Raw genomic sequence first — 16537 nt, 5'->3', positions numbered from 1 at the left:
CTGATTATTGTTACTGTCAAGCATTCTTCCGATGAATTGACAATAGCATATGTCAATTTAATTACAATGCTAATATTCGCTAGCAGAAATAAGCTGACGGGTATATTCAGTCTGAGGTTGGCTAAATAAAAGTGCTGTGGCTTTATATTCCAAGGCTTTACCTTGATGCATCACTAAGACTTTTTGGCACAGTGCTTTAATGACTTGTAAGTCATGACTGATAAAGATATAGCTGATGTGTTCTTGGTGCTGCAAACGACGTAACAATTGAATGATGGCCAACTGTGTAGTCCGATCTAAGGCCGAGGTCGGTTCATCCAAAATCAGTAGCTTTGGTTTTAGTACCAATGCTCTTGCAAGTGCCACACGTTGCCGCTGCCCACCAGAAAGCTGATGCGGATACTTCTCTTTGTCCGTTAAAGATAATTCGACTTTTGCCAAAACAGCGTCAACTTTAGCTTGGCACTGCTGCTTTGAAATGGGCTGAAGATGAAGCCCTTCTGCAATGATCTGTTCAACTGACATACGAGGATTCAGGCTAGCAAAAGGATCCTGAAACACAATCTGAAAATCACGTCGAAGTGGTCGAAGCTGTTTTTGAGTCAACAGGTTTAAATCTTGTGCCTGAAAATGAATTTGACCGTCACTGCTGATCAGTCTAGCGATCGCTAAGGCCAATGATGATTTACCTGAACCACTTTTACCAACGATACCTAAAGCCTCTCCCTGAGACAGGCTAAACTGGATGGATTTTGCTGCAATCTTATAGCTTTTAACTTGATTGAATAAACCATGCTTAAGCGGATATTTTACCCAAACATCATTTAGCTTAAGTAAGGTCTGTGCAGGCTGTAGCAGCAAAGCTTGTCCAAAATCATGATTGAGTAGATTTTGTGTATATGAGGTTTGGGGATGAGTAAATATTTCTGCTGTAGTCCCCTGTTCTTCAACTCGTCCTTGATTCAGTACCACGACATGATCTGCATAATGCTTGACTAAGTTCAGGTCATGGCTAATCAAAATAATCGCCATCTTTCGCTGCCGCTGCACCCCTTTTAACAACGTTAAAATTTGCGCTTGTAACACCACATCTAAAGCCGTGGTTGGTTCATCAGCAATCAGAATTTCTGGTTCTAAAGCCAAAGCCATTGCCAACATGACTCGTTGCCTCTGCCCACCAGACAACTCATATGGATAGCATTGCAGAATACGCGCTGGATCATCTATGTGAACATCCTGCAATAGCTCCACACACCGTTTTCGAATCTCAGTCTTGGCAATACCGAGTCGCATTAGACTCTCGCCCAGCATCTGCTCTACTTTGTGCAAAGGATTTAAAGCGGTCATCGGCTCCTGAAAAATCATAGCTATGCGTTTGCCACGTATCTGCTGTAACTGACTCTGGCTCAAAGCCAGCAAGTTTTCTCCATCGAGTTCCACTTTGCCTTGTACTGTAAAATGTTCAGGCAACACACCCAGCACAGCCAACGCACTAATGGTTTTACCTGAACCACTCTCTCCAACAATTGCAACTGTCTGCTCTGGATATAAATCAAAGCTTAAATTTTCAAGCAAGCTTTGTCCTGTTTCACTGCGAATACTCAGTTGTTGAACCTTTAATAACGGGGATTGATCAAGTTGTTTATCGTCTTGGGTCAAATGCATCACGTGCAGCCTCCCCGATATAAATCAATAACGAGAGTACAATCGCCAATGTAAAAAAACCAGACAGCACCAACCACGGCGCATCTAGATTATTTTTACCCTGTAATAATAATTCACCCAATGATGCAGCATCAGGCGGTAGACCATAACCTAAGAAATCCAATGCAGTTAAGGCAATAATATTGGCGGTCAACATAAACGGAATCTGTGACAAACTTGAACTCATTGCATTCGGTAAAATGTGCTTAAAGATAATTTTATGATCCGTTACGCCCAACGCTTGCGCTGCACGGACATAATCCAAATTGCGCGCCCGCAAGAACTCTGCACGTACGAGCCCAACCAACTGAGTCCAACCAAATAGCAACATGATCAAAAATAGCCAATAAATGCTGGGGCTAAACATACTCACCAAGATCATGACAATGAATAACATCGGCAAGCCACCCCAGACCTCCAAAATTCGCTGCCCAATTAAATCAATCCAGCCCCCATAGTAGCCCTGTATTGCGCCAACCATGATGCCTATCACCGCAGAACACAGCGTTAAAGCAAACCCAAATAAAAGAGAAACACGCAGACCATACAAAATTCGGGCAAATACATCACGGCCTTGGTCATCCGTTCCTAACCAATTTTGTGAACTCGGCGCTGAAGGTACGGGTACTGCCAATGATAAATTTGGCGTTTGATAAGAAAAAGCGATGGGGGGTGAAATCATCCAGCCCTGTTTTTGAATCAGCTGCTGTACCGCAGGATCTTGATAATCTGTCGCTGTTTCAAAACTACCACCAAAGGTGGTTTCTGGATAATCATTCAAGATTGGAAAATAAAAGGACTGCTGATAGCGAACCAACAGTGGTTTATCATTGGCAATCAACTCAGCAAATAAGGACACAACGAAAATAATTAAAAATAGAATAAAACAACAAAAACCTAATCTATTCTGTTTAAAGCGAAGAAAACGTGCACGCATCAAAGGGGACATTATCTTCCACCTCTTGATTCAAAATCAATGCGTGGGTCAATCACTTGATAGAGTACATCACCGATTAAACGTAATATCATTCCGAATAAGGTAAATAAAAATAAAGTCCCAAAAATGACAGGATAATCACGCTGAGTAATCGCTTCAAAACCTAATAGACCAATTCCATCTAAATTAAAAATGATTTCGATAAATAAATTACCGACAAAGAAAATACCGACCAAAGCTTCAGGTAAAGCGGCCACAACCACTAAAATTGCATTGCGAAAGACATGTCCATAAAGAATCTGATTGTCATTCAGTCCTTTTGATCTTGCAGTCAGTACATAGGGCTTTTGCAGCTCTTCAACAAATGAATACTTTGTTAAATAAGTCAGTGCGGCAAAACTCCCGAGCACCATACTCAAGATGGGCAAACTCATATGCCATAAATAATCTTGTACTTTTGCCCAGAGGCTCAATTGGGCAAAGTTCTCCGAAACTAAACCTTGCAAGGGAAACCATTGCAAATAACTACCGCCAGCAAAGAAAACAATCAAAACAATAGCAAATACAAAAGATGGGATAGCATAACTCACAGCTAATAACAGAGAGGTCGATTGATCAAATAGCAAGCCATTATTTTTGGCCTTTTTAATGCCCAGTGGAATTGCAATCAGATAGATCAGGAAAGTGCTCCACAAGCCCAAAGACAGCGTAACAGGCAGCTTTTCGTATAACAGTTGGATCACAGGTTTGTCTTTAAAAAAACTGCTACCAAAATCTAGGCTTAAATAACCTTTCAACATCAGCCAAAAGCGTTCTGTGGCAGGACGATCAAAACCATACTGGGCTTTGATTGTTTCAATCATTTCTGGACTTAAGCCACGCGCACCTTCATATTGCGCCAAGGTGGTCAAACCTGAGGGCGCACTGTTGCCTACCCCTAAGCCTTGCGCATTTTGGATTTGCTGAATCACTTGTTCGACAGGTCCGCCTGGAGCAATTTGCACAATACAAAAATTAATCAATAAAATGAAAAATAATGTCGGGATCATCAATAACATTCTTTTTAGAATATAGTGAACCATTGAAATCGAACCCTTATTAATTTATTTACTAAGTTTTTATGAAATCTAACATGAGATAAAATACGCGGAAACATCATCCACAACCTGCGTGTTTTAAACAAGATAATGTTTTTGCGAAATAATAAAAGAGGTCCAATAAGTAAACAGGTTTTGTGGATGACAATGCCTTTGGTTACTTTGGGCGAAACCAAAGTAACTCCAGCTGAAAGCTTATCCTGAAATTAAGATGAGAACTCGGTAAGACTCCTTTATATTAATCTAACGACTTCATCAAACGCTAGTCAAAACCATTCAAATTAATGCTTTTGTATAGACTGCTCCTGTTTCTTAGCTTTATCTGTATCCACCCACCAATACTCCCATCCTACAGAAAGTTTCGGCTTAACCGAAGGCTGCTGATAGATATCCCAGTAGGCAAACCAACGTTCAGGTTTTCCATAAGTCAAAATTTGGTAATATCCTGCACGTAATAAACGATCGAGCACTCGCGTGTACAACACCACTTCTTCGCGTGTTTTTGCCGCTACAACTTTCGCGATCATCTGATCAATCGCAGGGCTCTTGATCCCTGAATAATTATAATTGCCTGCCTCATCTGCTGCAGCACTTCCCCAGAATTGAGCTTGTTCTTTTCCAGGCGTTAAAGTCTGGGGCAATTTCAACACCATCATATCAAAATCTTGATGACGAATCCGTTCCATATATTGCGGTACATCCACCTGCCGTAGTTGAACCTGAATACCTAAACGCTTCAGATTCCGCACAAAAGGCATTAATTCACGCTGTGGATTTTCCTGTTGCATCAACAATTCAATTCGAATGGCTTTACCCGTTCGATCATATAACTGACCATTGCGAATCAGATAACCAGCATCTTTTAATATCTGTTGTGCGGTCAATAAATTCTGCCGATTGAAACCGCTGCCATCGGAAACAGGATAGCGCCAATCAGCCAAAATACCTTGTCGCATCACTGGATTAAATTGGCCCAAATATGGCTTTAATACATTTAATTCAGCAGCACTCGGGCGACCAGTTGCAGCTAAATCAGTATTATCAAAGTAACTTCGTAAACGCCGATTTTGATTAAAGAACAGTGCCTTATTTTGCCACTCAAAATCATAAGCGTAGGTTAATGCCTGACGCAGATAAATATCATTGAGTGGCGCACGGCGGATATTAAACACCAAGCTTTGGATATCTAGAGGAGTCCCTAACTGAGCTTTATACTTTTTAACTAAACCTGATTTCGCTGCTGGAAAGTTATAGGCTGTGACCCAATTACGGATATTTTTTTCTTCGTATAAATTGAATTGTCGAGATTTAAACCCTTCAAAACTCACATCTAAATTTCGATAATACACATATTTCAGTCGATCAAAATTATAGCGGCCTTTGTTTACTGGCAAATCTTTAGCCCAATAGTTTGGACTACGCTTATAGGTAATACTACGCCCTGCATCTATACGTTCCACCACATAAGGACCTGAACCGACAATCGGTTGAAGGGTGACACGACCAAAGTCCTTATTTTTCCAATCCAATTTTGAGTAGATCGGTAGGCTCGCCAAAATCAGTGGCATTTCTACATTGTTCTTAGACTTAAAAATAAATTTGATTTGATGTTTAGATAACACTTCAGTTTTAGCCAAATCTGACAAATACATTTGAAAGCCTAGATTGGCTTTGGTCTGATAAGTATCGAAGGTAAATTTCACATCTTCTGCAGTTACAGGCTGACCATTATTAAATCTGGCTTTGGGATTCAAGTGAAAGGTTACTGATTGCAACTGATCAGGATCATAACTGACCTTTTCCGCAAGCAGCGGATACATCACACGTGGCTCGTCCAGCGAACGATCCATCAAACTATCAAATAAATAATTGACGCCTTCGGTTGAACTGCCCTTGCCATTCATGCTGTTTAAATTATCAAATGTCCCCAAACTTGATTGACTCAGCGTACCACCCTTCGGTGCATTCGCATTGGCATAAGGCATCACCTTAAGCTGAGTATATTTTGGTTGCACATGCATCGCCAAATACGGCGTGCTTTGCATCGCCGCAAATGAAGACTGAGCAAAAAGGCTTAGTCCAGCATATAGACTAAGCCTTTTGATTAAGCGTAAATGAATCATTTACAATTACAGGTTAGGCACTTTAATCACGTCACCAATACGTAACTGGGTACTTGGCGTTAAATCATTCATTTCTGCCAGCGCACCAGTATCTAAACCATAGCGGCTTGCCAAACCAATCAGCGTATCACCACGTTTTACTTTGTATTCACTCACGGTTTTAGGGACTGAAATACTTTGACCACGTTGCAGGCTTGCATTGGCTTTCAGATCATTTAGCTCAGCCAGTTCACGACCAGACATCCCAAAACGATTAGCAATACTATTCAAAGACTCACCTGCTTTAACACTATATCTTTCAGTATTACGGCTTGGTGCTGATGCTTTTGGTGTTGTTTTGCTGTTGTCTACTTTTGCGGTTTCAGCTTTCGGCAAATCACCTGTCAATTTGAGCTTTTGCCCAATACGAACATTACTGCCGCGCGTTAAACCATTTAAACCAGCAACATAATCAAGCTGTAAATTATGACGACTCGCGATATTGCCTAAAGTATCACCAGATTTAACCGTATAAACATCAGGCGTAGCTTCTTCTCTCGATTTGCTCGTATTGCTTACAGTGGTTTTTGTAGGTACATCACCCGTCAATTTCAGACGTTGACCAACACGTACACCCGACGTTCTTTCCAAGCCATTTAGATCAGCAACATAGCTCAGTTGCAGATTGTACTTGGCTGCAATCGCATTCAAACTATCACCCGACTGCACCACATACTGATCAGGTACAGTTGAACCCGCAGGAATCTTGATGTTTTGACCCAAACGCACGCCGCTATTTGACTTTAAATTATTTAGCTCAGCCAACTCGCTTAAGCTAATTTTCGACTTGGTTGCAATACTTGATAAGGTGTCGCCACGCTGTACGGTATAACTTTCAGTTTTATAGTTAGTCGATGCACTTACATTTTCGTATTTTACGTTCGTCTTCGTTGGCTCAGGTGTTTCCTGAGTCTGAGAAACTTCGTGTAACGGCACATTGATTTTTTGTCCAACGAACAAGCTACTGCTCGCAGTTAAACCAGAAGTCAAATCAGCTAATTCCTGATTCGACAATGCATAACGATCCGCAATCAGCTTTAAATATTCGCCACGCTTCACCGTATACGATTTGGTTGCAACTTTTTGAGTCGTTGTTGCCTTACTGTCAGTCGCACGCGCTGCCTGTTGCGTTGTACGGGTATTATTCTTTGGCTCAATCAATGTTAATTTTTGCCCAACGAACAAACCATCAGTCACAGACAAGTTATTATAATCCGCCAACTGTTTCAGAGTTAAATCAAAGCGTGAAGCCAAGTTAGTTAAGCTATCACCGGACTGCACTACATAGCTCTCTGGCTTTTCAGCAGCTTTAGGTGCTTCTGGTTTGGCATCATATAAATATAAGCTTGCACCAACGAATAAGGTACCGTTTGGATCAATCTGGTTCCACTTGGCAACATCACGCCAATTCACACCATTTTTTTGTGCAATCACCGCTAAGGTATCACCAGGCTGTACCACATAGGTGCTGCGTTTGCCTTTTGGTGCAACAACGACAACATCTGTATCGGTTTTAATGTATGGCTTGCCTTGGTTGCGTTTGGCGTCTTCACTGTTTGCAGTCGCAGTATCTTCAACCAAGTTTTTTGGATAAGAGAAGCCTCGACTCACCTCTTGACCTTTTTCATCAGCAACCGATTGACTGGTTTGAATCGCAGTCAATTTAATTTTGCCATCGAATGGATCAACAATTTCTGTGCCTTTTGGTGCGATCGCCTTAATTTCTGCGACAACCTGATCTTTCTCAGCTTGAGTCGCTTGTGGCTCTAACACTTGTGCAACCGTTTCTTTTTTACCTTCTTCTTTAATTGCAGCTGTAATTTGCTCACGCTCTTTAGTTGAAATCGGTGGCTCAATTTTCACTGGTTTAACATTCGCAGCAGGCGTAATTGCAACAGGGATACGTGGTGCACTTGGTACGTCAGCTCCTGCGGCGAATGAAGCCAATGCATCCGAACCTCTAGGCGTATTGACTTTACGGGTACTGATTGAAGAAGTTGTTGGACGTGTTGTATTACTTGCCGTTAAATTGGGTGGCGTTGCTGTCGATGTCGTAATACTTTGCCCACTATTGGTCGTTGTGCGAATCGTCGTTGAGCTATTCAACGGACTATTATTCATCGCAGGTGGGGTTTTATTGCTTGCCCAGAATCCGCCAGAGCTGGCCTTACCAGAACGTAATTTCGCATCAATCGACGGACTTAAATCTGCTGGAATTAAAATCCGCATTGGGCTCATTGGGTCAACCATTTCGCCACGATACGCTGGATTCAGTGCATAGAGTTCAGCTCGGCTTAAACCCGTAATCGATGCAATCTGATTGAGTTCCATTGGACCAGCCAGACTCACTTCACGGAAGTGAGGACGGTTTGCAATTGGCGGTAAACTCACACCATATGCACTTGGGTTTTTAATAATTTGAGCAACAGCCAAGAACCGTGGAACATAGTTCATGGTTTCTTGTGGAAGTTTCAATGACCAATAATCTGTTGGCAAACCTGCTGCACGGTTACGGTTAATCGCCTGTTGAATACGACCTGGTCCCGCATTATATGCTGCGAGCGCAAGTTCCCACGAACCAAACTGATTATATAAGCTACCAAAGAATTCATACGCAGCACGTGTCGATTCAACCACATCACGACGACCATCATACAGGCTGGTCTGTTGCAAACCATAAATACGCCCTGTACTTGGAATGAACTGCCATAAACCTGCTGCTGCTGCACTACTGGTTGCTGCTGGGTCATAAGAGCTTTCGATAATCGGCAGTAAGGCCAATTCTGTCGGCATACCACGACGTTCAGCTTCTTTTACTGTGTGATATAAATAGCGGCTGGCGCGCGCACTTAAACGATCTAAATAAGGTTGACGCGAAATAAACCAGCTACGTTGTGCTTCAATTCGTGAATCCCAATGGTTCAAGTCCATCTTGAATCCAACCGTCATTCGCTTCCACACATCACCATGTTTCAGAACCAATAAACGGTCACCCTCTACAGCACGCATGTCCGTAGCAGAAAGTAAGTCTTCAAGTGAATCTAAACTGCTTGCATCTAAATAACCTGAACCAACTTGCTTTGAAGATGAAGTTTTACTTGATTGAGGTGTTGAAGAACAACCTGTGGTGATTCCCAACGCAACGAGAGCAGAAGTGAGTACAGTAATTTTGAATAATGATGTTGCAGATGTTTGCGACACCAATGTGCTCGATTTATACATAAAAACTTCCAGTCAACTCACGCTAGTTTATTTCTTAATTAGGGTCTATTGATGTTTCAACCATGCATTACGTTATAGGCTAAACCATTCAAACAAGGCATAGGACAAAGACAATCGCTACCCTTTGTCAAGTTTCACAAAGCAGTTTAGAAGTTCTAGCCATGACCTGAACAAGCGCAAAGCACTGCTTTGATCACAGCACAAGGCACAACTCTTCTGTCATCTGTGAAACGTCAACAGACCTAGCCATTGTAGTAAAGCATGTCACTTAGACAAGGCAATAATTTAACGTGATTTGCATGGAAATGTTACAAGAAATTAAAAAAGATGAGTTTTGTAACGTTCAGACGCCAAATTTAGCTTTACAATAGCTGTTATTGTTATGGGGATGCTAAAATTCCCTGCTTATTTTAGTTCAAGTAAAAGTCCTATTCTTTTGTTATATGCTTAAGTAACACTTGAATATTGACCAGCCTTTTGTGCAATTAAAATATTCAACTTCTTATTCTGCTTATTGTTCAGGTTCAAATATGTCACAAACAATCACACTTTACGTTGATGGCGCATGCAAGGGTAACCCAGGTCTTGGGGGTTGGGGCGCGTATGTCATTACCGAACAAGGTGAACACAAGCTGTTTGGTGGTGAACCTGAAACAACCAATAACCGTATGGAGCTTCAAGCTGCGATCGAAGGCGTTTCTTTTTGCCCTACCGATGCCCGTTTAATTATTTGGACAGACTCCAATTATGTCAAACAAGGCATTACTGAATGGATTCATGGTTGGAAAAAGAAAAATTGGAAAGATGTTAAAAATCCTGATTTATGGCAGAAACTGGATGCGGTCTGTGCTAACCGAGAGATCGAATGGAACTGGATTAAAGGCCATGCTGGACATGCGGGTAATGAAATGGCAGACCAATTGGCAAATTTAGGTGCAGAACAAATCGCTCAACAACTTAAATCACCAACACAGGCTAACGCTGATACAAAAAAGCCTGAATCCGATTGGCTCTTAAATGACCCTTTCGGATTAGATATTGATATGGATAGCGATGAAATGATCGAAGAATCAGAACTTGAAGAAGTCTTGGATAATATGGAAGATAACGCAGTATCAGATGAAGTGGCCGTCGAAGCAGCTCCCTTAAATCAGCATCCAAATATTGTCATTACAGAAGCCAAAGTACATCTACAAGGCCCTCGCCAGCTCATCCTTGATACGGAAACCACAGGTTTTTATTATCAAGATGGCGACCGTATTATTGAAGTCGGTGCAATTGAAATGATCAACCGTAAACTCACGGGTAGTTCAATTCATATCTATATCAATCCAGAAAAACCTGTCGGTGACTCTGAAAATGTGCATGGTATCAGCGATGACTTCTTAAAAGACAAACCCAAATATGCTGAAATTTCAGATACGCTTTTTGCCTATTTAAAAGGCGCTGAAATTATCGCGCATAACGCGACCTTCGATATGAACTTCTTAGATATGGAGTTCAAACGTGCTGGCTTACCGTTATTGTCTGAGGTTTGTGAGGTTACCGATACCTTGGCACTGGCCAAGAATAAGCACCCTGGTCAAAAGAACTCATTGGATGCTTTGGTACGCCGTTATGAAATTCCAGCGCGAGATCGTACTTTCCACGGTGCCTTACTCGATGCTGAAATCTTAGCTGATGTTTACCTTGCCATGACGGGTGGGCAAGTCTCATTTGATATGGATGCCCTTTCTCAAACAGAACAAAATCAAAATAAATCCACCCGCCTACGTGTCCAAGTTGACTTACCTGTGATTCAACCGTCTGAACATGAATTAAATGAACATGAGACCTGGGTCAAACAATTTGAGCAAAAACATGGAGAGCCTTGCCTTTTCGCAAAATAAATTTTCCAGTCAATGTAATTTTTTGTATTTCAAGGCTCTAAAGTTAAGTTATATTAACCTTTAAAGATTTAGGCCTCCTAAAAAAGGAGGTCCATGGATATAACAACTTAGGAAAGGTGTAGGTCATATGTCTTACCAAACCTCGATTCATTTCGACCCAACGGCATTATTAATAATAAAAAATGAAATCGACAACTCGATTAAATTGGTAGAAACAGCAGTCAATACCCTTGCCGAAGAACAAGCATTACCTTTCGGGATTGATGATGCGCTGAACCAGTTTGAACAATGTACGCAAGTTCTCGCGTTAATTGATATGCCGCATTTATCACAAATTACTCAATACTCTGCCGAGCTGATGCGCAAAATTATGGCGCAACCACAGCAAATCCAAACCAATGATGTTATTGCGCTCAGTGAAGGCACTACGATGCTGAAGCGTTATATCGAATTCATTTGTTTACGTGAAGTAAAAGTTCCTCAATTCCTACTCGATACACTGAACCGTTTAGAAAAAGCCTTAGGCAAACCACTGACCAAAGAAGGTCAAACGGTACAGCCATTGCTTGAGTTCATTACCCCGAGTTTTAATTTGCCTCAAGCACCAAGCTTGGAACAATCACAATATATTCATCAACTTTATAAATTGTGTTTAAACAAGCTCATTAAGCAATCTGAAACCCCGCTTGATCTACAAGGGATCAAATTGGTCGGCGTTTATCTTGCAGGTTTAGCGACTGGTCAACCAAGTCAACAATACTGGCAGTTGGTCAATGTAGGTTTAAGCCATATTGAAGAGCTTTCAATTACCGAAGCACGCTTACGTACGCTAATCCAAATTGAAACCAATATCGGTAAATTCCTCACTCAATCGGCTAGCTTTAAAAATACCATTGCTGATCTTGCAGACATCCTATGTATCTGTATTAGCCAAGAAGATGATGTGTCACAGCATATTCGTGATCAACTCAATATTGGTGATGAATTACTCAGCGATACGCAACTCCAAGTATTAAGCCGTCATTTATATGGCCCTGACTACGAAACTGTGCACACGATTAGCCAGTTAATGACAGATGAGATGGCTCAAATCCGTAATGAGATTGAGTATAACCATCAAAATATGTCAGCTGAAAAAACCCAAGAACTGCAACAAAAACTACATCAGCTTTCGAATGTTTTCAAAGTACTGAATCTCAATGAAGCTGCAAGAGAATTAACGCAACAAGCGGAAAAACTAAGCCAGCCAAATACATTAACTGATGCAACTTCAGTACAACAGTTAATGAATAGCATTTTGGCTTCAATGAATTCGATTGGGATTTTGGAACGCAATTACACGTCTAGCCGCTTACAGCTACGTGTCAATAATATGCAGATCTCGCTTGATCGTTTAGATGAAGCACATAAAGCGTTACTGACTGAAACCAAAACCCTGATTGATACTTTAACGCAAACCTTAAGTCTCTATGTGCAAGATCCTACAGCCCATAGCTTAGAAGCATTGCCAGTGTATCTAAAAGAGCTTTCTGGTGCTGCCCTGTTCTTGGGTAGTTCTGCGCAACAAACCGCTTTATTAGGTGCAGCGCACTTTGCGGAATCTCGCTTGGCACAAAATCAGCCTCTCGATGCAGAACAAATTAATTGCATCTTAAACGTTGTTGCAGGTTTGGATTTACTTGTTGAGAACTTAAAGAACAAGCAACCTGTATTGCAATCTATGTTTGATGTGGCATTATCAAACAGTCAGCAATTACAAACCATAGCCGCATAATGACTCAACTATCACTTGCTTATATTTTTCAACACCAAAAACTGTTAGTCGACCAAAACCTTCAACTTCCTCAAGTTGAGAAATTAGCAAGTGACCTCCCCATCCATCATAATGATCACGTCATTGCACGTGATCTACTTGAGCATGAATCTATTCCTGAAGGCTATCAATTAGTCCCAATTCGGGAATTGATTCAATCGTGGTCAAGCAGCGATTTTTTACAAGCTAGCCGTGCAGTACAGTTGCTTGAATGGCGACGTAACCATAAATTCTGTAGCCACTGTGGTCACGCGACTGAAATTCACCCTAAAGAATATGCAATGGTTTGCCCGAGTTGTGCTTACCATCAATACCCACGTGTGCAGCCTTGCATCATTACCATTATCACCAAAGGTAGTGATGAGATTTTGCTTGCCAAATCAGCGCATAACAAAAGTAATATGCATGGCTTGATTGCTGGTTTTGTCGAGGTGGGTGAAACATTGGAAGAGGCCGTGCAACGAGAAGCGTTTGAAGAAGTCGGACTCAAACTCAAGAATATCCGTTATATGTCGAGCCAACCTTGGCCGTTTCCAAGTAATTTAATGATTGCATTTCATGCTGAATATGACTCAGGTGATATCCAGTTACAGCTCGAGGAAATCAGTGAGGCGGCGTTTTTTAAATTTGATCAACTGCCTGAAATTCCATTTAAGGGCAGCATTGCGCATAGTATGATTATGCAGGTCATAGAAAATAAAAGTATTTAAAATACAGTAAATTATTATATAAATTAAGATTATCTGAATCATATCCAATTCATTATAATGGGGGGGAATTATGTCATCATTATTTTATATTTGGGATGCAGGAAAGCACCATCCAGATGCCACTATTGAGACATTGGAACAAGCTGAATATTACGCCACGAATTCACAATCAACTGGTTTTACAGATAAATTGAAAAACTGGCTGCTTAATGTGGAAAGCATTGTGACCAACCCTGAGCTTGCAGCCAACTTTGATGAGGAAATTATAGGGTCTTTTACCCATGTAAACCGCTACTTTGATGCGGTAGACAATGTCTTTAAGATTGAGCAGGGTCTACTACTTAAAAGTAAATATCTCTATAAAGTTCTGGTTGAGACATTACGCCAGCATGGGTTAGTTGCCTTTGATGCAAGGTCCTACCACTTTTTTAGTCAGGAAAAAATATTTCCTGAACAAGAAAGCATAGAAAGAATGCTACAAGCAGTAAAGCCAGTAACTAAAGAACAGTTAGAGAAATTTCAGGCTGTTCCACCTACAAAAGAGAAGCTTAGTATTTTTGCGAAACAGTGGTTAAAGTTAAACCAAGAATATCTAAATTATATGTGGCAGAGAAAAGAAAATCAGTTTAATCAGTTAACTAGCTACTATAGGACCTTTCTTGGTGAAATGTATGAGGATATATTAATTGTGCCTTTAAACAAAACTAATGTTTTAGCTTATGATGAAATTGGATTAACAAGCTATATCCAAGTTTCATTAGAAAAAGCTATTCCAATATATAGAAAGCATTCTATAAATGGCTATACTCTACAATATTTACCAGATGTACATGGTATCACAGGTGAGCCCAGTCATTTGAGCGATCCCAAACAACTACAGTACGTTTTTCAACAAATTTATGATTTTCTTATTTACGATGAAGAAAAACACAAAGATATAAAAACCTTAAATCAATGGCTGAATCATGGTGATGAAAAAGAGTATATTACGGGCTTGGGTGCAATATCTCGTTTAGTACTGGCAAAATATGTCAATGATCCTTTATATGATCAATTGGTGGCAGAAGCCTTACCTTATGTTAATAGAAATAAATTCTTTAAAAATATGACGGTAGAACAATTCCATGAGAGATTAGAGCAGGAAATAAAAAATATCTTAGAAATTTAAAGTAATTTTTAAAAGAAATAAGGGGAAGGAATGTTTCTTTCTCCTTATTTTTTTAGCTCAATAAGCTTAAAAAGGAATAGAAAATGTCATCATTATTTTATATTTGGGATACAGAACCGCACTATTATCCTGAAATTATTTAATCAGTTTATATAAATTCTAAATTTTAATACATATCCCATTATTTAATCATTATGGGATATGATCGAGTATATAGATAGTTAATCTTCCAAAGCTTCTTCGAGAAAATGCAGAATGGTACGCTTAGTCTTGAAATAATGACTCATCAAACTCGCTAGCGTTGCGACAATGGTAATATGCCCCGTCTTTGGAATCACGGCGATATGACTATGATTGCCTTTTTCTCTGAGTGCTTTATCTAGATCAAAACTATTTTCTTTGCCAACCAACTGATCTTGTTCAGCCATCAGCAAATAATGTTTAATTTGATTCGGCTCGATAAAATAATACGGCATGACTTGCTGATACGATACTTTCTGATCAAAAGCATGTTCAGCTAAAGGATCACCCTTGTAGTCAAAGTGATAAGGCCCAGCCATACCCACAATTGCTCGAATCTTATCTTTGTACTTAAAGTTTTGTGAATAAGCAGAATAGACCACAGACATCACATTAAACGCACCCGCAGAATGCCCCATCAGAATGATATTATCGGTAGAAATATTCAGTTTATCTTGATTTTGACTTAAATAATGAATGGCTTGAGCAATATCATCAATAAAAGTCGGGAAGATATGTTCTGGTGCAAGATGGTAGTTAATCACTGCAACATCATAACCTTCACGCGCAAACGTTTCCCCAATAAACAGATACTCGCGTTTGTTACCATGCTGCCAAGAGCCACCATGTACAAATACGATAAGCGGTCTTTGCTTTTTAGGATTTTTAGTTCGATAGAGATCCAAACGCTGTCTTGCTTTCAATCCGTAGGCAAGATGCTCTTCTTTTTCAAAGGTATCTTTTGGTGTAAGGTAGTTGATCGAATAACTGGCAAAATCATAAAGGCGAAATTCCTGATAGAGGTTTTTCGCCTTTACTACATTTTCTTGTACTTGTTGAATAAGTTGCTTCATAAATTAAGGATTAGTTGGAGTAATGGTCGCAGGTTCCGCCTGATCAGGATCAATTGCAACAGGTGTCTCAACTAAAGGCTGTGTAGTCGCAGTGCCCACCATTGGTGTTGCTGCTGTTGAACTAGCGACAGTGCCTGAAGGTTGATCCGTATTGTCAATCAGTGTCACAATTTTAGTCACATTTCCAACTTTTTGTAAGACGTCATCTAAATCTCTTGATTCAGCCGTATTTAAACGTCCCATCACATACAACACACCATTTTCAGTATGTACAAGAACTTTGCTATCCGAAACAACAGGTGCTTTCATGAGCAAACCACGAGTATTTGCGGTCACCGTTGCATCTTGCATAATGGTGTTATAACCAACTTTATCGCCCACCGTAATATAATTATGTACGGCTTTCACATCAGACATCGAACGTAAATTATCTTCAGCCAATTGTTTTAAATAAGGATCAGGTACTTGCCCTGTCAATAAAATATTGCTGTGGAAGCTTTCAATGTTAATGCGTGACTGTTTAAAACGGTGGTCTAATTTATACAAATTGATATTTGCAGTACGCTTGATTGAAGAGTCAATAAAAATCTGCCCTAGACTACGCTCACCACTATTCGTACCAACAGGTGAACTTCCTGTGCCGCCAGAAATAAAACTTGCACACCCTGATAAACTTGCAGCGCAAAGCAACGTAATCGATAACCGTTTTAACACTTGGCAAGACTCCCTATCCACAAACAA

At 40.4% G+C, this 16537-nt stretch carries 11 protein-coding genes; 4 read left to right on the top strand and 7 right to left on the bottom strand.

Going from position 1 to position 16537, the window contains the following annotated elements:
• Nucleotides 1–69 precede the first annotated feature (69 nt).
• From FPL17_RS01060 to FPL17_RS01040, 5 genes are all read right to left on the bottom strand, one after another.
• Nucleotides 70–1665: an ABC transporter ATP-binding protein gene (locus tag FPL17_RS01060; RefSeq protein WP_159886749.1), complete on the bottom strand. Its 1596-nt coding sequence runs from the start codon at nt 1663–1665 to the stop codon at nt 70–72.
• Nucleotides 1643–2653, bottom strand: a complete 1011-nt coding sequence (locus tag FPL17_RS01055) for an ABC transporter permease (RefSeq protein ID WP_159882614.1) — start codon at nt 2651–2653, stop codon at nt 1643–1645. Before FPL17_RS01055 ends, FPL17_RS01060 begins: the two co-directional genes overlap by 23 nt.
• Complete coding sequence (locus FPL17_RS01050) at nt 2653–3723, bottom strand: microcin C ABC transporter permease YejB (protein ID WP_159882612.1); 1071 nt, start codon at nt 3721–3723, stop codon at nt 2653–2655. Before FPL17_RS01050 ends, FPL17_RS01055 begins: the two co-directional genes overlap by 1 nt.
• A gap of 296 nt (nt 3724–4019) precedes the next feature.
• The gene (locus FPL17_RS01045; RefSeq protein ID WP_159882610.1) at nt 4020–5861 is read right to left on the bottom strand and encodes an extracellular solute-binding protein; all 1842 of its coding nucleotides are present in this window, start codon (nt 5859–5861) and stop codon (nt 4020–4022) included.
• A 6-nt stretch (nt 5862–5867) separates the two neighbouring features.
• A complete protein-coding gene (locus FPL17_RS01040; RefSeq protein ID WP_159882608.1) occupies nt 5868–9122 on the bottom strand; it encodes a LysM peptidoglycan-binding domain-containing protein in 3255 nt (1084 codons plus the stop codon).
• A 530-nt stretch (nt 9123–9652) separates the two neighbouring features.
• On the opposite strand from FPL17_RS01040, the gene dnaQ reads away from it, so the two are divergent.
• The 4 genes from dnaQ (at nt 9653) to FPL17_RS01020 (ending at nt 14702) form a co-directional block, all read left to right on the top strand.
• Nucleotides 9653–11011 (top strand): DNA polymerase III subunit epsilon, encoded by a 1359-nt coding sequence (gene dnaQ, locus FPL17_RS01035; protein WP_159882606.1) that lies wholly within the window; start codon nt 9653–9655, stop codon nt 11009–11011.
• A 127-nt stretch (nt 11012–11138) separates the two neighbouring features.
• Complete coding sequence (locus FPL17_RS01030) at nt 11139–12785, top strand: chemotaxis protein (protein ID WP_159882605.1); 1647 nt, start codon at nt 11139–11141, stop codon at nt 12783–12785.
• On the top strand, nt 12785–13534 hold the full coding sequence (gene nudC, locus FPL17_RS01025; RefSeq protein ID WP_159882603.1) for an NAD(+) diphosphatase: 750 nt from the start codon (nt 12785–12787) through the stop codon (nt 13532–13534). The genes FPL17_RS01030 and nudC overlap by 1 nt, the downstream gene beginning before the upstream one ends.
• Nucleotides 13535–13604: 70 nt before the next feature.
• Nucleotides 13605–14702, top strand: a complete 1098-nt coding sequence (locus FPL17_RS01020; protein WP_159882601.1) for a hypothetical protein — start codon at nt 13605–13607, stop codon at nt 14700–14702.
• Between the two features lie 221 nt (nt 14703–14923).
• Here the strand turns inward: FPL17_RS01020 and FPL17_RS01015 are convergent, their stop codons facing one another.
• Nucleotides 14924–15796 (bottom strand): alpha/beta hydrolase, encoded by an 873-nt coding sequence (locus FPL17_RS01015; RefSeq protein WP_159882599.1) that lies wholly within the window; start codon nt 15794–15796, stop codon nt 14924–14926.
• Between the two features lie 3 nt (nt 15797–15799).
• Nucleotides 15800–16510 (bottom strand): BON domain-containing protein, encoded by a 711-nt coding sequence (locus FPL17_RS01010; RefSeq protein WP_005145271.1) that lies wholly within the window; start codon nt 16508–16510, stop codon nt 15800–15802.
• Nucleotides 16511–16537 lie beyond the last annotated feature (27 nt).

The sequence above is a fragment of the Acinetobacter dispersus genome (genome assembly GCF_009884975.1).
Lineage (GTDB): Bacteria > Pseudomonadota > Gammaproteobacteria > Pseudomonadales > Moraxellaceae > Acinetobacter > Acinetobacter dispersus.
The sequence above is the reverse complement of the archived record's forward strand: the minus strand, read 5'-3'. Positions and strand labels throughout refer to the sequence as shown.

Bases quoted from the DNA above. Each gene is read 5' to 3' on its own strand.
- FPL17_RS01060 (WP_159886749.1), bottom strand. From the start codon at position 1,665: ATGCATTTGACCCAAGACGATAAACAACTTGATCAATCCCCGTTATTA.
- FPL17_RS01055 (WP_159882614.1), bottom strand. From the start codon at position 2,653: ATGTCCCCTTTGATGCGTGCACGTTTTCTTCGCTTTAAACAGAATAGA.
- FPL17_RS01050 (WP_159882612.1), bottom strand. From the start codon at position 3,723: ATGGTTCACTATATTCTAAAAAGAATGTTATTGATGATCCCGACATTA.
- FPL17_RS01045 (WP_159882610.1), bottom strand. From the start codon at position 5,861: ATGATTCATTTACGCTTAATCAAAAGGCTTAGTCTATATGCTGGACTA.
- FPL17_RS01040 (WP_159882608.1), bottom strand. From the start codon at position 9,122: ATGTATAAATCGAGCACATTGGTGTCGCAAACATCTGCAACATCATTA.
- dnaQ (WP_159882606.1), top strand. From the start codon at position 9,653: ATGTCACAAACAATCACACTTTACGTTGATGGCGCATGCAAGGGTAAC.
- FPL17_RS01030 (WP_159882605.1), top strand. From the start codon at position 11,139: ATGTCTTACCAAACCTCGATTCATTTCGACCCAACGGCATTATTAATA.
- nudC (WP_159882603.1), top strand. From the start codon at position 12,785: ATGACTCAACTATCACTTGCTTATATTTTTCAACACCAAAAACTGTTA.
- FPL17_RS01020 (WP_159882601.1), top strand. From the start codon at position 13,605: ATGTCATCATTATTTTATATTTGGGATGCAGGAAAGCACCATCCAGAT.
- FPL17_RS01015 (WP_159882599.1), bottom strand. From the start codon at position 15,796: ATGAAGCAACTTATTCAACAAGTACAAGAAAATGTAGTAAAGGCGAAA.